Below are 20,820 nucleotides of genomic sequence, written 5' to 3'. Positions count from 1 at the left end.
AGCGATCGCGTCCCGGTTCGCCTCCAGCAGCGCCCGGAACCTGAACAGGATCGAGGTCCGCTTCGCCAGCGACGAGGTACCCCAGGTCGCGAAGGCGTCCTTGGCGGCCTGCACCGCCGCGTCCACCTCCTCGACCGTCGCGAACGCGACCTTCGTGGTGACCGCGCCGGTGGCCGGGTCGGTGACCGGCCCGTAGTTCCCCGACGCGCCTTCGACGGTCTTCCCGCCGATCCAGTGGTTGACGATCTTCGTCATGCCCAGTTGCTCCTTTACAGATGGCGGCGTCGGGTAGAGACGTGCCGTTCGTACAGCTCTCGTGCCTTGACCGCCGACGGTCGGGTCGCGGTCTCGGCCACAGGTACATCCCACCAGGCCTGCGCCGGAGGCGCGCCCGACACTGTGTCTGCGGTTTCGGTCTCGACGTAGACACATGTGGGAATGTCGGCCGCGCGGGCCTCGGCGAGCGCCTCGCGCAGGTCCGACACGGTCTTCGCGCGCAGTACGCGCATGCCCAGACTGGCCGCGTTGGCGGCGAGATCCACGGGCAGCGGACGGCCGGTGTACGTGCCGTCGTCCGACTGGAAGCGGTAGGCGGTGCCGAACCGCTCGCCGCCGACCGACTCGGACAGGCCGCCGATGGACGCGTACCCGTGGTTCTGGATCAGCAGGACCTTGATCGCCACGCCCTCCTGCACGGCCGTCACGATCTCCGTCGGCATCATCAGGTAGGTGCCGTCGCCGACCAGCGCCCAGACGTTGCGCTCGGGGGCGGCCAGTTTGACGCCGATCGCGGCCGGGATCTCGTAGCCCATGCAGGAGTAGCCGTACTCCAGGTGGTACTGGTCCCGCGAGCGTGCCCGCCACAGCTTGTGCAGGTCGCCGGGGAGGGAGCCGGCCGCGTTGATGACGATGTCCGACTCGTCCACCAGGGCGTCCAGCGCGCCCAGCACCTGCGGCTGGGTCGGGCGTACGTCCGGCTCGTCGGCCTCGTAGCAGGCGTCGACGCGCTGCTCCCAGCGCTCCTTGTCCTCGGTGTACTCGGCGACATAGGAGGCGGCCACCCGGTGGTCGTGCACTTCCAGGGCCTCGGTCAGCTCCGCGAGGCCCGAGCGCGCGTCGGCGATCAGCGGGAGGCCGGCCAGCTTGTGGCCGTCGAAGGGCGCGATGTTGAGGTTGAGGAAGCGGACGCCGTCGGCGCCGAAGAGGGTGCCGGAGGCGGTGGTGAAGTCGGTGTAGCGGGTGCCGACGCCGATCACCAGGTCGGCGGTGCGGGCGAGTTCGTTCGCGGTCGCGGTGCCGGTGTGGCCGATCCCGCCGACGTCCTGGGGGTGGTCGTAACGCAAAGAGCCCTTGCCGGCCTGGGTGGAGGCGACCGGTATGCCGGTGGTCTCCGCGAACTCGGCGAGCGCTTCCTCGGCGCGGCTGTGGTGGACGCCGCCGCCCGCGACGACGAGGGGCCGGCGGGCCGACCTGATCGCCCGTACGGCCTCGGCGAGTTCGGTCGGGTCGGCGCCCGGACGTCGTACCACCCAGGTGCGCTCGGCGAAGAACTCGTCCGGCCAGTCGTACGCCTCGGCCTGAACGTCCTGCGGGAGAGCGAGAGTCACGGCGCCCGTCTCGACCGGGTCGGTGAGGACGCGCATGGCCTGGAGGGCCGCGGGGATCAGCTGTTCGGGGCGGTTGATCCGGTCGAAGTACCTCGACACCGGGCGCAGGCTGTCGTTGACCGACACATCGCCGGTGTACGGGACTTCGAGCTGCTGCAGGACCGGGTCGGCGGGGCGGGTGGCGAAGACGTCGCCCGGGAGGAGCAGGACCGGGAGGTGGTTGATGGTGGCGAGAGCGGCGCCCGTCACCAGGTTCGTCGCGCCCGGGCCGATCGACGTCGTCACGGCGTGGGTGGACAGGCGGTTCGATTGACGCGCGTAGCCGACTGCCGCGTGCACCATGGCCTGTTCGTTGCGCCCTTGGTGGTACGGCATGACATCCGCGTACTCGATGAGCGCCTGGCCGATCCCGGCGACATTGCCGTGGCCGAAGATGCCCCAGGTGGCGTCGATCAACCGCCGCCGTACGCCGTCGCGTTCGGTGTACTGCGCGGACAGGAAGCGGACGAGCGCCTGTGCGACGGTGAGTCGTATCGTCATCGATACCCCTCCGTGTGGTGGTCCGGGTGGAAGCAGATCCGCCACTCCCGCGTCTCACCCGGTCCCGCCATGACGTTCAGGTAGTACAGGTCGTGGCCGGGCTGGGCGATGGACGGGCCGTGCCATCCGTCGGGGACGAGGACGGCGTCGCCGGAGCGGACCTCGGCGAGGACGTCGGATCCGCCCTCACGGGAGGGAGATACGCGCTGATAGCCGAAACCGTTCGGGCCGTCGACCTCGAAGTAGTAGATCTCCTCCAACTCGGCTTCCACGCCCGGCCGGTGCTCGTCGTGCTTGTGCGGCGGGTACGAGGACCAGTTGCCGCCGGGCGTGATGACCTCGACGGCGATCAGCTTGTCGCAGTCGAAGGCGTCGGCGGAGGCGAAGTTGCGGACGTGGCGGAGCTGTTGGCCGCTGCCGCGCTGCTCGACGGGGACCTCCGGCGCGGGGCCGTAGCGGGCGGGGAGTCGTCGCTCGCACTTCGCTCCTGCCAGGGCGAAGCGGCCTCCCGCGCCGGAGGCGATCTGGACCTGGGCGTCCCGGGGCGCGTACGCGAAGTCGGTGGCCGACGCGAACACGCTTTCCCTGCCCAGGAGTTGGAACCGTTCATCCGCGATTCGCACGGTACCTCCGCCTTCCAGCGGAAGCACGATCCACTCGCTGTCACCGGTGGTGAAGGTGTGGGTGCCGTCCGGCCCCAGCTCGACGATCCGCAGACTGCAGTACTCCCAGCCGGCCCGCTTGGGGTCGATGTCGAGCACGTAGTTCGCGTCGGCGGTGGTGCCTCGCGGGATGTACAGCTCCGTACTGCTCATGCGGCCCTCACAGCAGTCCTACGGCGGTGTCCACGGCGGCGGCCACATCGCCGTCCGCCGGGTACAGCAGCGAACGCCCGACGACCAGGCCGCGCACGGTGGGGAGTTGGAGGGCGCCGCGCCACTTCTCGTACGCGCCGTCCTGGTCGTCCCCGACCTCGCCGCCCAGCAGCACGGCGGGCAGCGTGGACGTCTCCATGACCTCGGCCATGTCGTCGGGGTTCTCGGTGACGGGGAGCTTCAGCCAGGTGTAGGCGGAGGTGCCGCCCAGCCCGCTGGCGATGGCGATGGACTTGGTGACCGCCTCCGCCGACAGGTCGTTCTTCAGCCTGCCGTCGTCCGTGCGGCGGCTGATGAACGGCTCGACGAAGAGCGGGAGTCGGCGCGCGGCCATGTCGTCGATGGCGCGGGCGGTGGACTCCAGGGTGGTGAGGGAGCCCGGGTCGTCGTAGTCGATGCGCAGGAGCAGCTTGCCCGCGTCGAAGCCGAGCCGCTCGATGTCCTCGGCGCGGTGGCCGGTGAAGCGGTCGTCGAGTTCGAAGCTGGCGCCCTGGAGGCCGCCGCGGTTCATCGAGCCCATGACGACCTTGCCGTCGAGGGCGCCGAGCAGCAGCAGGTCGTCGAGGATGTCGGCGGTCGCGAGGACGCCGTCCACGCCGGGGCGGGAGAGCGCGAGGCAGAGCCGTTCGAGCAGGTCGGCACGGTTGGCCATGGCGAACTTACGGTCGCCGACGCCGAGCGCGCCGCGGGCCGGGTGGTCGGCGGCGACGATCATCAGCCGCCCGGAGTCACCGAGGAGGGGCCTGCGGGTGCGGCGGGCGGCGGCCTCGGCGATCGCCTCGGGTTGCTGGGCGCGCAGGCGGACGAGCTCACCGACGTCGACGCTCTTCGGCGCCGCGGGCGTCACGCTCGCGGCCGTGCCGCCGCCGGTCCGGTCGTCCGCGGCCCCGTGGACCCGGCCCGCCCTCACAGCACCGCTCCGGCCTTGAGGGCGGCGTCGATCTCGTCCGGCGTCGGCATCGCGGAGGAGCACTCCAGGCGGGAGGCGACGATCGCGCCGGCCGCATTGGCGTGCCGCATGATCGTCTCCAGGTCCCAGCCCTCCAGCAGGCCGTTGCAGAGGGAGCCGCCGAAGGCGTCACCGGCGCCGAGGCCGTTGAGGACGTTCACCGGGAGCGGGGGCACCTCGGCCGACTCGCCCTTGCTGTTGACGGCGAGGACGCCCTTGGGGCCCTGCTTGACGACCGCGAGCTCGACACCGGCGTCCAGCAGCGCCTGCGCGGCGGCCTGCGGTTCGCGGACGCCGGTGGCGACCTCCACCTCGTCGAGGTTGCCGACGGCGACGGTGGTGTGGCGCAGGGCCTCGGCGTAGAACGGGCGGGCCGAGTCCGGGTCCTTCCAGAACATGGGTCGCCAGTCGAGGTCGAAGACCGTCGTACCGGCCCTGGCCCGGTGGGCGAGGGCCGCGAGCGTCGCCGTACGGCTCGGCTCCTCGCTCAGGCCGGTGCCGGTGACCCAGAAGATACGGGCGTCCCGGATGGCGTCGAGGTCCAGCTCGTGGGCGTCGATCTCCAGGTCGGGCGCCTTGGGCTGCCGGTAGAAGTACAGCGGGAAGTCGTCCGGCGGGAAGATCTCGCAGAAGGTGACCGGGGTGGGCAGCCCCGGAACCGGGGTGACCCAGCGGTCGTCCACGCCGAAGCCCTGGAGGGCCTCGTGCAGGTAGGTGCCGAAGGGGTCGTCGCCGGTGCGGGTGATGACCGCGGTACGGCGGCCGAGGCGGGCCGCGGCCACCGCGACGTTGCTGGCCGAGCCGCCGAGGAACTTGCCGAAGCTCGTCACCTGCGGCAATGGGACGCCGGTTTGCAGTGGATACAGGTCCACCCCGATCCGCCCCATGGTGATCAGGTCGTACGCCATCGGCTTCCCTTCGTCACGGCTCTCCTCCGCGTTTGTAGTCCCGAGCCCCGAGCCCTGTCAATGTTTTGTCCAGACATTCGGACGAGACCTTGACAGCGCTTACCGCTGCCGCGGAGGCTGGCCGCCATGAACGCGCCCGCGACCCAGTCCTCACTGTCCCGCATCCGGATCGGGTCGGCTCCCGACTCGTGGGGTGTGTGGTTCCCCGACGACCCTCGGCAGGTCCCCTGGCAGCGGTTCCTCGACGAGGTGGCCGACTCCGGGTACGAGTGGATCGAGCTTGGCCCTTACGGGTACCTGCCGACGGACCCCGAGGTGCTGACCGAGGAGGTCTCGCGCCGGGGTCTGAAGGTGTCGGCCGGCACGGTGTTCACGGGGCTGCACCACGGTGAGGCCGTGTGGGACAAGACGTGGGCGCACGTCGCCGACAACGCGGTGCTCGCGCAGGCCATGGGGGCTTCCCACCTGGTCGTCATTCCGTCGTTCTGGCGGGACGACAAGACCGGTGAGGTGCTGGAACCGGACACGCTGACGCCGGAGCAGTGGCGGAATCTCACCTCTCTGACCGAGCGGCTCGGGCAGCGGGTGCGGGAGGAGTACGGGCTGCGGATCGTCGTGCATCCGCACGCGGACACGCACATCGACAGCGAGGAGAACGTCGTCCGGTTCCTCGACGGGACGGATTCCTCGCTGGTGTCGCTGTGTCTGGACACGGGGCACTACGCGTACTGCGGGGGCGACAGCGTGAAGCTGATCGAGACGTACGGGTCGCGGATCGGGTATCTGCATCTGAAGCAGGTGGATCCGGAGATCCTGGCGGACGTGCGGGCGAAGGGGACGCCGTTCGGGCCTGCTGTTGCACAGGGGGTCATGTGCGAGCCGCCTACTGGTGTGCCTGCGCTCGGGCCTGTGCTTGAGGCTGCGCAGAAGCTGGATGTGGATCTGTTCGCGATCGTGGAGCAGGACATGTATCCCTGCGAGCCGGACAAGCCGTTGCCGATCGCTCAGCGGACTCGGGCGTTTTTGAGGTCCTGCGGGGCGTAGTTCGGCTGCGGGTACGTTGTGGCTGGTCGCGCAGTTCCCCGCGCCCCTAGGCATGTCTGTGTCGGCGTAAGACGATAAGTGCATGTCGGATGCTGTGCGCCGCAGGTCGGGACAAGGGCCCTGGGGTTCGTGGGAGACCGTGCTTGCGTGGCCCGATCCCAGGTTGCGGCCCGGGGTCATCAGTTATCGCGGGCTGCGGCTGGCGCTTGACCGGCCTCGGCGGCGGCTGGAGGCGCCCATCGGGGCCGCCACCCTGTTGCTCGGGTTCGAGGAGCCGGTGACCATCACCCGGGCGGGGCGGCCCCCGACGACGCTCGTGTCCGTGTTCGCCGGGCCCACGACCACGCCTGCGCTCGGTGAGCACTGCGGGCGGTTGTCGGGGATCGAGGTGTTGATGACGCCTTGGACTGCGTTCACGCTCTTCGGGACGCCCTTGCACGAGCTCATCGACCGGACCCTTGATCCCGACGATCTGCCGCATGTGCTGAGGGCCCGGCGTAACAGCAGTGTCCGCGAACTCTCCGCCGCGCTTGCCTCCTTGCCCACCTGGGAGCAGCGGTTCGGGCTGCTCGACGACGTGTTGGTGCGGTGGTCCGGGGCCGGGACGCCCAGTTCGGCGCGGGTCGTGCGGGCCTGGGGCGAACTGGTCCGCACCGGGGGCACGGTGCCGGTGCGGTCGCTCGCCGATGAAGTCGGCTGGAGCGTACGGCAGTTGGAGAACCGGTTCCGGGAGCAGATCGGGCTCGGGCCCAAGGTCGCGGCCCGGGTACTGCGGTTGCAGCGGGCGCGGCGGCTGCTGGCGGAGGGGCACGGGCAGGCGGAGACCGCGGCCATGTGCGGGTTCTACGACCAGGCCCATCTCAGCGGGGAGTTCCGGGTGATGACCGGGTGCACCCCGCGCGAGTTCACCATGGCCCGCGGTGTCGCGCCGGTCTCGCAGCCCGGGGTGCCGGCCGCCGACCGGATCACCGGGGAGGCCACGAGTCTGCTGCTGACGTCCGCGCGCAGTGCGGTTTTCTCCAAGACCGGCCGGGTCCGGTCCGTGCAGGCTGATCGTCGTCCGGCCGGTTGATCCCCGGACAGCGGTCTCCCACGGCCACGGCACAGCCAAGGGGGGCGGGGGAGCCGGTGGGCCGGCCCCGGCGCAGCGGGTCCGGCCCACCTCGCCGACTCGTTTCGGCAGGAATGTCAACGCGCCGCGCCTTTGAGCCCGCGTACGCCCTTGCAGCACTCGTGTCACAAACGCCCCCTTCGTGTCACACATGTCGCGTGTACGCGGGTTCTCCGTCACACCCCGCGCACAGGCCCTGACCGGCCCTCACTCTGCGTCGTTCACGGGGCACAGGCTTTGTGATCGCCAGCGCTGCGCCCGGCTCCCCCGACGGCCGCCCCCGGCCGCCCCCGCGGCGCGCGCAGGGAGGTGCTCCTCATGACCGACCGACGGCTGTGGTCGTACAAAGAGATCGCGGCGCACATCAGCGTGCAGCCCGACACCGTGCGGTCCTACCGCAAGCACGGGCTGCTCCCGCCGCCCGACCACGTCGAGGGCGGCAAGCCCTTCTGGTACGCCGACACCGTACGGAAATGGGTGGCGTCCCGGCCCGGCAATCGCGGACGCAGAGAGGACTGAGGAGACCGAGGAGGCGGAGGAGGAGACCGGGGAGGCGGAGGAGAGGGGGCCGGCGGAAAGGGCCGTGGGTCGGGCTCAGGCCCACGGTTCGATGACCGTCACCCCCGCTCCGGGTGCCGTGCCCATCGCGGCCAGGGCCGCGGGGGTCGCGTCCAGGGTGATGGTGGAGGTGACCAGCAGGTCCGGCCGGAGTACGCCCGCCCGTACCAGCTCCAGCATCGCCGGGTAGGTGTGCGCCGCCATCCCGTGGCTGCCGAGGATCTCCAGCTCCAGGGCGATCGCCCGGGCCATGGGGACGGGGGTCGTACCGTCCGCCGACGGCAGCAGGCCCACCTGGACGTGCCGGCCCCTGCGGCGCAGGCCGTTCACGGAAGCGGCGCAGGTGACGGGTGAGCCCAGGGCGTCCAGCGACAAGTGGGCTCCCCCGCCGGTCAGTTCGAGGACGGCCGCGGCTGTGTCCGGCGTTCGCGACGCGTCCACGCACTCCACCGCGCCGAACTTCCTCGCCAGGTCCAGGGCCTGCGGCGATACGTCGACGGCGACCACCCTCGCGCCGGACGCGGCGGCGATCATCACGGCGGAGAGGCCTACACCGCCGCAGCCGTGCACCGCCACCCACTCGCCCGCGGCGGCCCTGCCCTGCTGGACGACTGCGCGGAACGCCGTGGCGAAACGGCAGCCGAGCGCTGCCGCTGTGGCGAAGGACAGTGCTTCGGGTACGGCTACCAGGTTCACGTCCGCGTGGTCCAACGCCACGTACTGGGCGAAGGAGCCCCAGTGGGTGAAGCCGGGTTGGGTCTGGTGCTCGCAGATCTGGTGGTCGCCCGCGGCGCAGGTCGGGCAGGTGCCGCAGGCGCAGACGAAGGGGACGGTTACTCGGTCTCCCGGGTGCCAGTTGCTCACGCGGGGGCCGACGGACTCCACCGTGCCGGCGAGTTCATGGCCGGGGACGTGCGGGAGGGTGATGTCCGGGTCGTGGCCCTGCCAGCCGTGCCAGTCGCTTCGGCAGAGGCCGGTGGCTTCTACGCGGACGACTACGCCGTGAGGGGTGAGGTGGGGGTCGGATACCTCACGTACGCTCGCGGGTTCGCCGTACTGTTCGAAGAGCACCGCTCTCATCTGCCGTCCCATCTTCGTCGCGGTCTGCGGGTGCATTGTGGCTGGTCGCGCAGTTCCCCGCGCCCCTTAGGGCGTTGCGCTCGCCGTCACCTTCGCTCAGACCGAACCTTTCGTGGAACCTCCGCAGCGGCCCCGGCGCCCACCAAGTCGCCGCCCCCGTCAGGCGCATCACCGCCGGGACCAGGAGGCTTCGGACGATCATCGCGTCCATCAGGACCGCCAGGGCTATGCCCAGGCCCAGCATCTTGGTGTTCGTCACGCGGGACGTGCCTATCGCCACCATCACCACCGCCAGGATCACCGCCGCCGCCGTGATCAGGCCGCCGGTGCGTTGCAGGCCGTGGCGGACCGCCTCGTTGTGGTCGCCTGTTTCGTCGTACTCCTCCTTGATGCGGGAGAGCAGGAAGACGCCGTAGTCCATGGAGAGGCCGAAGGCCACGCAGAACATCAGGACCGGGAGCGTTGTCTCTATCGAGCCCGGGCTGGTGAAGCCGAGGAGGGACGACAGGTGGCCGTCCTGGAAGACCCACACCACCGCGCCGAACATCGCCGTCAGGCTGAGGGCGTTCAGGACCACCGCCTGGACCGGGATCAGGACGCTGCCGGTCAGGAGGAAGACCAGGATCAGGGTGACGACCGCTATGAAGGCCGCGGCCCACGGGAGGCGGTCCGCTATCGCGTGCTTGGAGTCGACCAGGACTGCTGCCGTGCCCGTCACGCTGGTGTCGAAGGGGGCCTTCGCGGCGCGTACTTCGCCGACCAGGCGTTGGGCCGTGTCGTCCACCGCCTCGCCCTTCGGGAGGACCGTGAAGTAGGCCGAGTCTCCCTTCACCAGGGGGCCGTCGACCCTCAGGGCTCCGGGGAGGGCCGCCAGTCGGCTCTTGTAGGTCGTGTACTGCTCCTGGGTCGCCCTGCCCTCGGTGAGGACCTCCAGGCCGCCGCCCGGGTTGCCGGGGAAGCCGTCGCGGATGTGCTGCTGGACGATGTGCGACTGGGCCGTGGAGGGCAGTTGGCGGTCGTCCGCCGTGCCGAACTTCACGCCCAGGAAGGGGAGGCCCAGGACGATCAGGACCGTCGTCGTCGCCACGGCGAAGAGCGGGGCCCTGCGCATCACCAGCGTGGCCATGCGTGCCCAGGCCGTGCCTTCCTCGCCGGAGGTGCGCTGTGGGCGGCCACGGCGGAACAGGCGGCGCAGGTCCAGGGAGTTGACCCGGTGGCCGAGGAGGGCCAGGGCCGCCGGGAGCAGGATCAGCGCGGCTGCCGCGGCCAGCAGGACGACCGCTATGCCGGCGTAGGCGAAGGAGCGCAGGAAGTACTGCGGGAACACCAGCATCGCCGCCAGGGAGACCGCGACCGTGAGGGCCGAGAAGAGGACCGTGCGGCCGGCGGTGCGGAGGGTGGTGCCGACCGCCGTCAACGGGTCGGCTCCTGTGGAGAGTTCCTCTCGGAAACGGCGGACTATGAACAGGGCGTAGTCGATGGCCAGGCCCAGGCCCAGGGCCGTGGTCAGGTTCAGCGCGAACACCGAGACGTCCGTGAACTCGGTGAGGCCGCGCAGGACCGCGTTCGTGCCGAGGATCGCGACGATGCCGATGCCCAGCGGGAGCAGGGCCGCGATCGCCGAGCCGAAGACCATCACGAGGAGCACGAGGGTGACCGGCAGGGCGATCATCTCGGCGCGGGCGAGGTCCTCCTTGATGATCGTCTGCATGTCGTGGCGGACCGCGACCATGCCGCCGACCTCGACCTTCACCGGGCCGTGCGCGCCCCGGTAGCGGGGTGCGATGCGGTCCAGGGTGTCGGCCGCCGCCTTCTCGTCGCCCGAGATGTGGGCGGCGATCAGCGCCTCGTGGCCGTCCTTCGCCCGCAGCTCGGGCGACTTGGTCCCCCAGTAGGAGCCGACGCCCGTCACGCCCTTCTCGCCCGCCAGCTGGGCCGTCAGGCGCTCGGACTCGGCGGCCACCGCTGGGGCGTCCACGGACGCGCTGCCCGAGTCCACCAGGAGCAGCAGGTTCGGCTGGGAGGCCGGGAACTCGCGCTCCAGGGCCTTGGTCGCGTACGTCGACTGGGCGGCGGGGTCCTCCCAGCCGCCGCTGCCGAGCCGGTCGGCGACCCCGCTGCCGGCCAGCACGGCGAGGGCGGTGATCAGCAGGGCGAGGAGGAGGGACACGCGCGGGCGGGCGGTGACGAAACGGGTCCAGCCGCCCGGCCTCGGTGGCTTGTTGACTTCGGTCATCGGGCGGTGTCCCCTTCTTCGTGGCACCATGAAAGTGCAAATACGAGAGAGTGCTCGCGTTTCGCCTGGATCCAGAATGCGAGCGACCGCTCGTGTTTGTCAATGACGTTCGGAGAGCTGGGGATAACGCGTGTCCGAGAACGAGCAGAAGGAACAGCCGCGCCGCCGCCAGGCCCGCGGCGAGCGCCGTATCGCCCAGCTCCTGGAAGCGGCCGCGAACGTCTTCTGCACCACCGGCTACACGGCCGCCAGCACCAACGCGATCGCCCGCGAGGCCGGCGTCTCACCGGGCACGCTCTACCAGTTCTTCCCGAACAAGGAAGCGATCGCGATCGAGCTGGGCGAGCGGCTGATGCACGAGATGCGGGAGACGTACGGGGAGGCACTCGCGCCCGTCGATCCCGCGACCCCGCTGGAGGAGGCGGTCGGGGCGGCCGTCGACCGGTTCATCGCGTTCAACTGCGACCACCCGGTGTTCTTCGCGCTGATGCACGGGCCCGATCTGCCGGGCCGCATCACCGAGGAGCACGACGCACTGCACGCGACGCTGCTCGCGCGGGTCGAGGACCTGCTCGGCAGCCTCCTGCCCGACGCTTCCCCGGCCGACCTCACCCGCACCGCGCAGGTCTGCCTCAGCGTGCACAAGGCGGGACTGGAGCTGGTGCTGGCCCACGAGGGCGCCGAACGCGACGCCTACGTACGGGAGTTGAAGGACGTACTGATCCGCTACCTGGAGCCCCTGGTCGGCGACCGCCTCGGCCGTCCGGCGGCCGTCACCACGACTCGGTCTGCCTGACCGCCCGCTCGGCCGGCGTCCGCTCCCCGCGCAGCCGCAGTCCCGCCAGCGGGAAGACCAGCACCGACACCATCGCGGCGCCGACCAGCGCCGCCGCCTCATCGGTCGCGAGGATGCCGTCGTCGACGCCGATCGTGGTGATGGCCACGACCAGGGGCAGCGCGGTGGACGCGAAGAGGGTCAGCGCGCGCCGGTCCCGTCGTACGAGATCCGGCGGGGCGAGGACGTACACCGGAAGGCCGCGGATCAGCACGAACAGCAGCAGGAAGACCGGCAGGAGGAGCAGCGCCCTGCCGCCCGACAGCAGCGCGTCCAGGTCGAACTCGATGCCGGTGACGACGAAGAACACCGGCACCAGGAAGCCGAAGCCCATCGCCTCGACCTTCTCCAGGACCGTGTCCGCGCTCTCGGGCGCCGCCCCGTGCAGCACGAGGCGGGTGAGCAGCCCGGCCGCGAATGCGCCGAGCAGGATGTCGAGGCCCAGGGCACCCGAGATGCCGAGCATGGCCGCGAGCAGCAGCACGACCAGGCGTACGGCGAACTGGGCGCTGCTGTGCAGCGTCCGCGCGATCACCCGGGAGAACCACGGCGGGCGCGGCCGCATCGCCCACCACACCGCACCGGCCGTCAGCAGCGCGAACGCGGCGAGGACGGCGGCGGAGCGGCCCGGTGAACGCCCGCTGAGCAGCAGCGCCATGGCGATGATCGGGCCGAACTCCCCCACCGCGCCGAACGCCATCATCACCGAGCCGAACCGGGAGCGCAGTTCGCCCGCGTCGCGCAGCACCGGCAGCACGGTGCCCAGGGCGGTGCTGGTGAGGGCCGTGCCGACGTAGACGCCCTTGGACCAGCCGGACAGCAGCGTGGCCACGCCGAGCGCGACGGCCAGCGAGGTCCCCCAGGCCGCGAGCGAGCGCTTCAGGGTGTCGCCGCGGACCTTGTCGAACTCGATCTCGTACCCGGCGAGGAAGATCAGCATCGCCAGGCCCAGGTCGGACAGGGTGTCGATGACCTGCCCGTCGCCCGCCCAGCCCAGTACGTCCGGGCCGACGAGGACGCCCAGCAGGATCTCGAAGATGGCCAGCGGGACCGGCAGCCAGCGGCCGATTCCGTACGCCAGCAGGGGTGCCAGCACGGCGATGGTCATGATCAGAACGAGCGTCCCGGACTGCGACATGATCGGTATCTACCATAAAGTGCCGGTAAATCTGCCCTGTATGAGTACGAGGGGATTTGCCGTGACCTACTCACCGCCGCCCGGCGCACCCCAGGCCCGCATCCCCGGCCCGCAGCAGCCGCCGCCGACGTATCCGCAGATCCGCCCCGGGCTGTGGAAGCGGTGCCTGTGGGGCGGGCTCGCGCTGTGGGCGCTGACCGCGCTCGTCACGTACGCGACCAGGAACACGACCCTGCTGCCCACCCTGATCCTGCTCGGCAGTTTCCTGGTGCCGGTCACCTTCGTCCTCTGGGCGTACGAGCGCCACGGCCGCGATCTCGGGGTCAGCGTGATCCTCGGCTGCTTCCTCACCGGCGGCACGCTCGGGGTCCTCGGCGCCTCGGTCATGGAGTACTACCTGCTGCACCCCTCCCTGTGGATGTTCGTCGGCGTCGGCCTCATCGAGGAGGCCGTGAAGCTGGGCGCGCTGATGTTCGTGGTGCGCCGTCAGGTACGGCTGCGCGGCATGCGCGCGGGCCTGGTGCTCGGCGCGACCGTCGGCTTCGGCTTCGCCGCCCTGGAGAGCGCGGGGTACGCCTTCAACGCGGCCGTCTCCACCCAGGGCATCGACCTGCGCGCCCTGCTGGAGACGGAGATCCTGCGCGGGGTGCTCGCCCCCTTCGGGCACGGCCTGTGGACGGCGATCGCCGGTGGCGTGCTGCTGTCGTACCGCCGGATGAACGGGCGCTTCCACTTCGCCGGGCCCGTGCTCGGCGCGTATCTCGGCGTCGCGCTGCTGCACGCGCTGTGGGACTCGACGCACGGCATCGCGATCTGGCTGGTGGCGCGGCTGGCCGGAACGGATCTGCACCGGCAGTTGTTCGCCCAGGGGTACATCCCGCGCCCGACCGAGCAGCAGGAGCACCTCTTCACCCTGTTCTCGGTGGGCGGGCTGGTGCTGGTGTCGCTGCTCGGGATCGGCTGGGTGCGGTCCCTCGCCCGGCGCGACCCCTCTTGGAGAAATACCCCCTAGGGGTATAGTGTGAGGTATACGGGAAACCACCGTGGGTCCCGTCCGCCCCACATGCCTCGACGAGGAGAACGACATGACCGCCCAGACCGACACCCAGGGTTCCGTCACCACCGTCTACAAGGTGACGGGGATGAGCTGCGGACACTGCGAGGGCTCCGTCTCCGGCGAGATCTCCGAGATCCCCGGCGTGAGCTCGGTGAAGGCGGTCGCCTCCTCCGGCGAGGTCACCGTCGTCTCCGAGGCCCCGCTCGACGAGGCCGCGGTGCGCGCCGCGGTGGACGAGGCGGGCTTCGAGCTCGTCGGCACGGTCTGAGCGGCAGTGCAGGAGGCCGGGTCATGACCACCACCGCAGAGACACCCATAGCCGACACGTCCGAGGTCGAGCTGCTCATCGGCGGAATGACCTGCGCCTCCTGCGCGGCCCGCGTCGAGAAGAAGCTCAACCGGATGGACGGCGTCACCGCCACGGTGAACTTCGCGACGGAGAAGGCGAAGGTCAGCTACCCCGCGGGCATCCAGGTCGCCGACCTGATCGCCACCGTGGTGAAGACGGGGTACACGGCCGAGGAGCCCGCACCACCCGTCCAGGAGGAGACGCCGGCCGCCGAGGAGGACTCCGAACTCGCGGCCTACCGCGAGCGCTTCACCGTCTCCGCGCTGCTCGCGGTCCCGGTGATCCTCCTCTCGATGATCCCCGCCCTCCAGTTCGACAACTGGCAGTGGCTCGCGCTGACCCTCGCCGCGCCCGTCGTCGTCTGGGGCGGCCTGCCCTTCCACAAGGCCGCCTGGACCAACGCCCGGCACGGCGGCGCGACCATGGACACGCTGGTCTCGGTCGGCACGCTGGCCGCGTTCGGCTGGTCGCTGTGGGCGCTGTTCTTCGGCGACGCGGGCATGACCGGCATGCACGACGAGTTCCGGCTCACCGTCTCGCGCATGGACGGCGCGTCCACGATCTACCTCGAAGTGGCCGCCGGGGTCGTCGCGTTCATCCTCCTCGGCCGCTATCTGGAGGCCCGCGCCAAGCGGCGCTCGGGGGCCGCGCTCAGGGCGCTGATGGAGCTGGGCGCGAAGGACGTGTCGGTGCTGCGGGGCGGGCGGGAAGTGCGGGTTCCCGTGGCGCAATTGGCCGTCGGCGACCGTTTCGTCGTACGTCCCGGGGAGAAGATCGCGACCGACGGGACCGTCGTCGAGGGCACGTCCGCGGTGGACGCGTCCATGCTGACCGGCGAGTCGGTGCCGGTGGACGTGACCGTCGGCGCCGCCGTCACCGGCGCGACCGTGAACGCCGGCGGGCGACTGGTCGTCGAGGCCACGCGCGTGGGCGCCGACACGCAGCTCGCGCGGATGGCCAAGCTGGTCGAGGACGCGCAGAACGGCAAGGCGGAGGTGCAGCGGCTCGCCGACCGCATCTCGGCGGTCTTCGTGCCGGTCGTCATGGCCATCGCGCTCGGCACATTCGGGGTGTGGCTCGGCGTCACCGGCGACACGGTGTCCGCGTTCACCGCGGCCGTCGCGGTCCTGATCATCGCCTGCCCCTGCGCGCTGGGCCTGGCCACGCCGACCGCCCTGATGGTCGGCACCGGCCGCGGCGCCCAGCTCGGCATCCTCATCAAGGGCCCGGAGGTACTGGAGTCCACGCGCCGCGTCGACACCGTCGTACTCGACAAGACCGGAACGGTCACCACCGGCCGCATGACCCTCCAACAGGTGTACGTCGCCCACGGCGCCGACGAGAAGGAGGTGCTGCGGCTCGCGGGCGCCGTCGAGCACGCCTCCGAGCACCCGGTCGCCCGGGCGGTCGCCGTGGGCGCCGAGGAGCGGGTCGGCAGGCTCCCCGAGGTCGAGGGGTTCGAGAACGTGCCCGGGCGGGGCGTGCGCGGGCGGGTGGAGGGCCGCGAGGTGGCCGTCGGGCGGCTCGCCGAGTACGCGGAGGCGCTGCCCGAGGAGCTGGTCCGCGCCAAGGACGAGGCCGAGCGGGGCGGTCGTACGGCCGTCGTGGTCGGCTGGGACGGGGTGGCACGCGGTGTCGTCGCCGTCGCGGACGCGGTGAAGCCGACCAGCGCGGAGGCGGTGCGTTCGCTGCGTGCGCTGTGGCTCACGCCGGTGCTGCTGACCGGGGACAACCGGGCCGTGGCGGAGGCGGTGGCGCGGGAGGTCGGCATCGAGCAGGTGATCGCCGAGGTGCTGCCCGAGGACAAGGTGGACGCCGTACGGCGGCTGCAGGGCGAGGGGCGCGTGGTCGCCATGGTGGGCGACGGGGTCAACGACGCGGCCGCGCTGGCCACCGCCGATCTGGGGCTCGCGATGGGCACCGGGACGGACGCGGCGATCGAGGCCGGTGATCTGACGCTGGTGCGCGGGGATCTGCGGGTGGCGGCGGACGCGATCCGGCTGTCCCGGAAGACGCTGTCGACCATCAAGGGCAACCTCGTGTGGGCGTTCGGATACAACGTGGCGGCGCTGCCGCTGGCCGCCGCGGGGCTGCTGAATCCGATGATCGCGGGGGCCGCGATGGCCTTCTCGTCGGTGTTCGTGGTGACGAACAGCCTTCGGCTGCGGACGTTCCGCTGAACGGCCGGAAAGTTACCGGCGGTTATGGCCAAGTCGAGGTGAGAGCCCCTCTGGAGTCCTGGGCCGGGCTCACATAAGCTCTTCACAAGGCTCGCGCATCATCCTTACGCTTGGGTCCCGGCCAGTGCATCGGGGCTCTTGCGTATCAAACGGACAAATGCAAGAGACGCAGATCACAGTGATGTGAACGTAACCATCGAAGGGGTTCGAAGGTCTAAGTTGACGATGTCAGGGAGCGTCTTGGGGGGCGCGAACTGGCATCTGGGGATGTCTTGGGGGACCTCCTCAGAGTTGCGTTGCCGGGGCACGTACTTCGGGAAGCTTTGAGCGGCCCTCCCGAGCGTGCGTTGTCCCGGCAGACCGCACACAGGAGTAGTACGAGGAGTTTTGCTCGTTCTGCTCAATCGGCAGTACACCTGTTTGGAAAGACAGCGATTCAGGCGCTGTCCTCTCAGGCGCCCGGCCGGATCCCGTGGGGGGAATCCGCACCGGGACATGGGAAGGCGCCCTGGACGTCGGCCCGTGGGGGGACCGGCGCCAGGGCGCCTTCTGCTTTACGTCTGTGTCAGCGCGCCGTTGTCAGCACTGCTCGACGCGTCAGCGCTGCTCGACCGGGATGAAGTCCCGCTCCACCACGCCCGTGTAGATCTGGCGCGGGCGGCCGATGCGGGAACCCGGCTCCTTGATCATCTCGTGCCACTGGGCGATCCAGCCCGGGAGGCGGCCGAGGGCGAACAGGACCGTGAACATCTCGGTCGGGAAGCCCATCGCGCGGTAGATCAGGCCGGTGTAGAAGTCGACGTTCGGGTAGAGGTTGCGCGAGACGAAGTAGTCGTCGGAGAGCGCGTGCTCCTCCAGCTTCAGCGCGATGTCCAGCAGCTCGTCGGACTTGCCGAGGGCCGAGAGGACGTCGTGCGCCGCCGCCTTGATGATCTTCGCGCGCGGGTCGAAGGACTTGTACACCCGGTGGCCGAAGCCCATCAGGCGGACGCCGTCCTCCTTGTTCTTCACCTTGGCGATGAAGGAGTCGACGTCACCGCCGGTGGCCTGGATGCCTTCCAGCATCTCCAGCACCGACTGGTTGGCACCGCCGTGCAGCGGGCCCCACAGCGCGTTGATGCCGGCGGAGATCGACGCGAACATGTTCGCCTGGGACGAGCCCACCAGGCGGACCGTGGACGTCGAACAGTTCTGCTCGTGGTCGGCGTGCAGGATGAGGAGCTTGTCCAGCGCCGAGACGACGACCGGGTCGAGCTCGTACTCCTGGGCGGGGACCGAGAAGGTCATCCGCAGGAAGTTCTCGACGTAACCCAGGTCGTTGCGCGGGTAGACGAAGGGGTGGCCGATCGACTTCTTGTACGCGTACGCCGCGATCGTCGGCAGCTTGGCGAGCAGCCGGATCGTGGAGAGGTTGCGCTGCTTCTCGTCGAACGGGTTGTGGCTGTCCTGGTAGAACGTGGACAGCGCCGAGACGACCGACGACAGCATCGCCATCGGGTGGGCGTCGCGCGGGAAGCCCTTGTAGAAGTTCTTGACGTCCTCGTGCAGCAGGGTGTGCTGCGTGATCTCGTTCTTGAAGGAGGAGAGCTCGTCGACGGTCGGCAGCTCGCCGTTGATGAGCAGGTAGGCGACCTCCAGGAAGGTGGAGCGCTCGGCCAGCTGCTCGATCGGGTAGCCGCGGTACCGGAGGATGCCCGCCTCGCCGTCGAGGTAGGTGATGGCGGATTTATAGGCGGCGGTGTTCCCGTAACCGCTGTCCAGTGTCACCAGACCGGTCTGGGCGCGGAGCTTCCCGATGTCGAAGCCCTTGTCGCCGACGGTGCTGTCGATCACCGGGTAGGTGTACTCGCCGTCGCCGTACCGCAGTACTACAGAGTTGTCGCTCACGTCTTCCCTCACCGACGTAGTGCCTCATCTTCGAGGTTGCCCTGACTGTCTCTACCATCCCCCAATTGGCTCAGGAGAGTGCACTCGGGGTCGACCATCGGGCCTATCGGCGGCACTGAGTGCCGCCAACTTGCTCATCCTGCCCCCTGTCCTTCCCATCCGGAAGAGCTCTGTGACCTTCACGACTCATTTGATCGATCATTTTTCGAGATGGGTCGAGCCGAGCCGGAAGTCGAGTGCCGTACAGCGTCGTCCCGCCGACACCGTGCGCACCGCCTGGCCGATCGCCTTGCGCGAACCGACGAGGACGACCAGCTGCTTGGCGCGGGTCACCGCGGTGTACAGCAGATTCCGCTGGAGCATCATCCACGCGCCCGTGGTGACCGGGATCACCACGGCGGGATATTCACTTCCCTGCGAGCGGTGAATGGTCACCGCGTACGCGTGGGCCAGCTCGTCCAGCTCGTCGAATTCGTACGGAACCTCCTCGTCCTCGTCCGTCAGCACCGTGAGGCGCTGGTCGACCGGGTCGAGCGAGGTGACCACGCCCACGGTGCCGTTGAAGACACCGTTCTTGCCCTTCTCGTAATTGTTGCGAATCTGGGTGACCTTGTCGCCGACCCGGAAGACCCGGCCGCCGAACCGCTTCTCGGGCAGGTCTGGCCGGCCGGGCGTGATCGCCTGCTGGAGCAGTCCGTTGAGGTTGCCGGCGCCCGCGGGGCCCCGGTGCATGGGCGCGAGGACCTGCACGTCCCGCCGCGGGTCGAGCCCGAACTTGGCCGGAATTCGCCGCGCCGCCACGTCCACGGTGAGCCGCCCGGCCTCCTCCGTGTCGTCCTCGACGAAGAGGAAGAAGTCCTTCAAGCCGTCGGTGACGGGGTGCTGCCCGGCATTGATCCGGTGCGCGTTCGTCACGACGCCGGACTGCTGGGCCTGGCGGAAGACGCGGGTGAGGCGTACGGCGGGGATGGGACCGCCGTCGGCGAGAAGGTCCCGGAGCACTTCGCCGGCCCCGACGGACGGCAGCTGGTCGACGTCACCGACGAAGAGGAGGTGGGCGCCGGGAGGGACGGCTTTCACCAGCTTGTTGGCGAGGAGAAGGTCGAGCATGGAGGCCTCGTCGACGACCACCAGATCGGCGTCGAGCGGGCGGTCCTTGTCGTACGCCGCGTCGCCGCCGGGCTTGAGCTCCAGGAGCCGGTGGACCGTGGAGGCCTCGGCGCCGGTGAGCTCGGCCAGCCGCTTGGCGGCGCGGCCGGTGGGGGCGGCGAGGACGACCCTGGCCTTCTTGGCGCGGGCCAGCTCGACGATCGAGCGGACGGTGAAGGACTTGCCGCAGCCGGGGCCGCCGGTGAGGACGGCGACCTTCTTCGTCAGCGCGAGCCTGACGGCGGCCTCCTGCTCGGGGGCGAGGTCGGCGCCCGTGCGGTCCCTGAGCCAGCCGAGCGCCTTGTCCCAGGCCACGTCACGGAAGCCCGGCATCCGGTCCTCCTCGGTGCGCAGGAGGCGCAACAGCTGGGCGGCGAGGGCGACTTCGGCACGGTGGAAGGGGACGAGGTAGACGGCGGTGACGGGGTCCGAGCCGGGATCGGGTCCGGGGACCTTCTCCCGTACGACACCGGGGTCTTCGCCGTCCTCGGGCGGCCAGGCCAGCTCGGCGAGGCACTCGATGACGAGCCCGGTGTCGACCTGGAGCAGCTTCACCGCGTCGGCGATGAGCTGTTCCTCGGGGAGGTAGCAGTTGCCCTGGTCGGTGGCCTGGGAGAGGGCGTACTGGAGGCCGGCCTTCACGCGCTCCGGGCTGTCGTGCGGGATGCCCACGCTCTGGGCGATCTTGTCGGCGGTGAGGAAGCCGATGCCCCAGACGTCGGCGGCGAGGCGGTAGGGCTGGTTCTTGACGACGGAGATGGAGGCATCGCCGTACTTCTTGTAGATGCGGACGGCGATGGAGGTGGACACCTCCACGGTCTGGAGGAAGAGCATGACCTCCTTGATCGCCTTCTGTTCCTCCCAGGCGTCGGCGATCTTCTTGGTCCGCTTGGGTCCGAGGCCGGGGACCTCGATGAGCCGCTTGGGCTCCTCCTCGATGATCTGGAGGGTGTCGAGCCCGAAGTGCTGGGTGATGCGGTCGGCGAAGACGGGGCCGATGCCCTTGACGAGGCCTGAGCCGAGGTAACGCCGGATGCCCTGGACGGTGGCCGGGAGGACGGTGGTGTAGTTCTCGACGGTGAACTGCTTGCCGTACTGGGGGTGCGACCCCCAGCGGCCCTCCATCCGCAGGGACTCCCCGACCTGGGCGCCGAGCAGCGCGCCGACGACGGTGAGGAGGTCGCCGCCGCCCCTGCCCGTGTCCACGCGGGCGACTGTGTAGCCGTTCTCCTCGTTGGCGTAGGTGATGCGCTCGAGTACGCCTTCGAGGACGGCCAGTCGCCTTTCACCCGTGGGATTGCCCGCCTGTTGAGCCAT

The 20,820-nt window shown here is 70.2% G+C and carries 17 protein-coding genes; 7 read left to right on the top strand and 10 right to left on the bottom strand.

Going from position 1 to position 20,820, the window contains the following annotated elements; all coding sequences use genetic code 11:
• The 5 genes from MQP27_RS36900 to iolC form a co-directional block, all read right to left on the bottom strand.
• On the bottom strand, positions 1 to 255 hold a 255-nt coding region (locus tag MQP27_RS36900), incomplete at its 3' end, for an aldehyde dehydrogenase family protein (RefSeq protein WP_242773462.1).
• A 14-nt stretch (positions 256 to 269) separates the two neighbouring features.
• Positions 270 to 2,147: a 3D-(3,5/4)-trihydroxycyclohexane-1,2-dione acylhydrolase (decyclizing) gene (iolD, locus tag MQP27_RS36895; RefSeq protein ID WP_242773460.1), complete on the bottom strand. Its 1,878-nt coding sequence runs from the start codon at positions 2,145 to 2,147 to the stop codon at positions 270 to 272.
• Entirely contained in the window at positions 2,144 to 2,962 is an 819-nt protein-coding gene (gene iolB, locus MQP27_RS36890) for a 5-deoxy-glucuronate isomerase (protein ID WP_242773457.1), read from the bottom strand. The genes iolD and iolB overlap by 4 nt, the downstream gene beginning before the upstream one ends.
• 7 nt (positions 2,963 to 2,969) lie before the next feature.
• Positions 2,970 to 3,869, bottom strand: a complete 900-nt coding sequence (locus tag MQP27_RS36885) for a Cgl0159 family (beta/alpha)8-fold protein (RefSeq protein WP_242773497.1) — start codon at positions 3,867 to 3,869, stop codon at positions 2,970 to 2,972.
• Positions 3,870 to 3,928: 59 nt separating this feature from the next.
• Positions 3,929 to 4,879 (bottom strand): 5-dehydro-2-deoxygluconokinase, encoded by a 951-nt coding sequence (gene iolC, locus MQP27_RS36880; RefSeq protein WP_242773454.1) that lies wholly within the window; start codon positions 4,877 to 4,879, stop codon positions 3,929 to 3,931.
• A 126-nt stretch (positions 4,880 to 5,005) separates the two neighbouring features.
• Here iolC and MQP27_RS36875 point away from each other — a divergent pair, with 126 nt between their 5' ends.
• The 3 genes from MQP27_RS36875 to MQP27_RS36865 all read left to right on the top strand — a co-directional run bounded on the left by MQP27_RS36875 (position 5,006) and on the right by MQP27_RS36865 (position 7,553).
• Positions 5,006 to 5,923 (top strand): sugar phosphate isomerase/epimerase family protein, encoded by a 918-nt coding sequence (locus MQP27_RS36875; RefSeq protein ID WP_242773453.1) that lies wholly within the window; start codon positions 5,006 to 5,008, stop codon positions 5,921 to 5,923.
• Between the two features lie 82 nt (positions 5,924 to 6,005).
• On the top strand, positions 6,006 to 6,995 hold the full coding sequence (locus MQP27_RS36870; RefSeq protein WP_242773452.1) for an AraC family transcriptional regulator: 990 nt from the start codon (positions 6,006 to 6,008) through the stop codon (positions 6,993 to 6,995).
• 357 nt (positions 6,996 to 7,352) lie between these two features.
• A complete protein-coding gene (locus tag MQP27_RS36865) occupies positions 7,353 to 7,553 on the top strand; it encodes a helix-turn-helix transcriptional regulator (RefSeq protein WP_242773450.1) in 201 nt (66 codons plus the stop codon).
• A gap of 75 nt (positions 7,554 to 7,628) precedes the next feature.
• Here MQP27_RS36865 and MQP27_RS36860 read toward each other — a convergent pair whose 3' ends face one another.
• Both MQP27_RS36860 and MQP27_RS36855 read right to left on the bottom strand, forming a co-directional pair.
• Positions 7,629 to 8,672, bottom strand: a complete 1,044-nt coding sequence (locus tag MQP27_RS36860) for a zinc-dependent alcohol dehydrogenase family protein (protein ID WP_242773448.1) — start codon at positions 8,670 to 8,672, stop codon at positions 7,629 to 7,631.
• Positions 8,623 to 10,908, bottom strand: a complete 2,286-nt coding sequence (locus MQP27_RS36855; protein ID WP_242773447.1) for an MMPL family transporter — start codon at positions 10,906 to 10,908, stop codon at positions 8,623 to 8,625. Before MQP27_RS36855 ends, MQP27_RS36860 begins: the two co-directional genes overlap by 50 nt.
• A gap of 130 nt (positions 10,909 to 11,038) precedes the next feature.
• Between MQP27_RS36855 and MQP27_RS36850 the strand changes: the two genes are divergently transcribed.
• The gene (locus tag MQP27_RS36850) at positions 11,039 to 11,704 is read left to right on the top strand and encodes a TetR/AcrR family transcriptional regulator (protein ID WP_242773446.1); all 666 of its coding nucleotides are present in this window, start codon (positions 11,039 to 11,041) and stop codon (positions 11,702 to 11,704) included.
• On the opposite strand, the gene MQP27_RS36845 is transcribed toward MQP27_RS36850, so the two are convergent.
• Positions 11,682 to 12,881, bottom strand: coding sequence for a cation:proton antiporter (locus MQP27_RS36845; RefSeq protein WP_242773444.1), 1,200 nt, complete (start codon positions 12,879 to 12,881; stop codon positions 11,682 to 11,684). The two genes, MQP27_RS36850 and MQP27_RS36845, sit on opposite strands and share 23 nt — an antisense overlap.
• A 61-nt stretch (positions 12,882 to 12,942) precedes the next feature.
• Here MQP27_RS36845 and MQP27_RS36840 point away from each other — a divergent pair, with 61 nt between their 5' ends.
• The 3 genes from MQP27_RS36840 to MQP27_RS36830 all read left to right on the top strand — a co-directional run bounded on the left by MQP27_RS36840 (position 12,943) and on the right by MQP27_RS36830 (position 16,467).
• Entirely contained in the window at positions 12,943 to 13,893 is a 951-nt protein-coding gene (locus MQP27_RS36840; RefSeq protein WP_242773442.1) for a PrsW family intramembrane metalloprotease, read from the top strand.
• Between the two features lie 73 nt (positions 13,894 to 13,966).
• Complete coding sequence (locus tag MQP27_RS36835; protein ID WP_242773440.1) at positions 13,967 to 14,206, top strand: heavy-metal-associated domain-containing protein; 240 nt, start codon at positions 13,967 to 13,969, stop codon at positions 14,204 to 14,206.
• Positions 14,207 to 14,229: 23 nt separating this feature from the next.
• On the top strand, positions 14,230 to 16,467 hold the full coding sequence (locus MQP27_RS36830; protein WP_242773438.1) for a heavy metal translocating P-type ATPase: 2,238 nt from the start codon (positions 14,230 to 14,232) through the stop codon (positions 16,465 to 16,467).
• 597 nt (positions 16,468 to 17,064) lie between these two features.
• On the opposite strand, the gene MQP27_RS36825 is transcribed toward MQP27_RS36830, so the two are convergent.
• Together MQP27_RS36825 and recD2 are read right to left on the bottom strand one after the other, a co-directional pair.
• On the bottom strand, positions 17,065 to 18,354 hold the full coding sequence (locus tag MQP27_RS36825) for a citrate synthase (RefSeq protein ID WP_242773436.1): 1,290 nt from the start codon (positions 18,352 to 18,354) through the stop codon (positions 17,065 to 17,067).
• Positions 18,355 to 18,552: 198 nt separating this feature from the next.
• A complete protein-coding gene (gene recD2 / locus MQP27_RS36820; RefSeq protein WP_242773434.1) occupies positions 18,553 to 20,820 on the bottom strand; it encodes an SF1B family DNA helicase RecD2 in 2,268 nt (755 codons plus the stop codon).

The organism is Streptomyces cylindrosporus (assembly GCF_022698165.1).
Taxonomy (GTDB): Bacteria; Actinomycetota; Actinomycetes; order Streptomycetales; family Streptomycetaceae; genus Streptomyces; species Streptomyces cylindrosporus.
This window is presented reverse-complemented; position numbering and strand designations above follow the sequence as displayed.

What these genes read in the sequence shown, in the direction of transcription:
- MQP27_RS36830 (WP_242773438.1), top strand. Translation starts at nt 14,230, where the DNA reads ATGACCACCACCGCAGAGACACCCATAGCCGACACGTCCGAGGTCGAG.
- iolB (WP_242773457.1), bottom strand. Translation starts at nt 2,962, where the DNA reads ATGAGCAGTACGGAGCTGTACATCCCGCGAGGCACCACCGCCGACGCG.
- MQP27_RS36855 (WP_242773447.1), bottom strand. Translation starts at nt 10,908, where the DNA reads ATGACCGAAGTCAACAAGCCACCGAGGCCGGGCGGCTGGACCCGTTTC.
- MQP27_RS36845 (WP_242773444.1), bottom strand. Translation starts at nt 12,881, where the DNA reads ATGTCGCAGTCCGGGACGCTCGTTCTGATCATGACCATCGCCGTGCTG.
- iolC (WP_242773454.1), bottom strand. Translation starts at nt 4,879, where the DNA reads ATGGCGTACGACCTGATCACCATGGGGCGGATCGGGGTGGACCTGTAT.
- MQP27_RS36875 (WP_242773453.1), top strand. Translation starts at nt 5,006, where the DNA reads ATGAACGCGCCCGCGACCCAGTCCTCACTGTCCCGCATCCGGATCGGG.
- MQP27_RS36860 (WP_242773448.1), bottom strand. Translation starts at nt 8,672, where the DNA reads ATGAGAGCGGTGCTCTTCGAACAGTACGGCGAACCCGCGAGCGTACGT.
- MQP27_RS36835 (WP_242773440.1), top strand. Translation starts at nt 13,967, where the DNA reads ATGACCGCCCAGACCGACACCCAGGGTTCCGTCACCACCGTCTACAAG.
- recD2 (WP_242773434.1), bottom strand. Translation starts at nt 20,820, where the DNA reads ATGGCTCAACAGGCGGGCAATCCCACGGGTGAAAGGCGACTGGCCGTC.
- MQP27_RS36865 (WP_242773450.1), top strand. Translation starts at nt 7,353, where the DNA reads ATGACCGACCGACGGCTGTGGTCGTACAAAGAGATCGCGGCGCACATC.
- iolD (WP_242773460.1), bottom strand. Translation starts at nt 2,147, where the DNA reads ATGACGATACGACTCACCGTCGCACAGGCGCTCGTCCGCTTCCTGTCC.
- MQP27_RS36870 (WP_242773452.1), top strand. Translation starts at nt 6,006, where the DNA reads ATGTCGGATGCTGTGCGCCGCAGGTCGGGACAAGGGCCCTGGGGTTCG.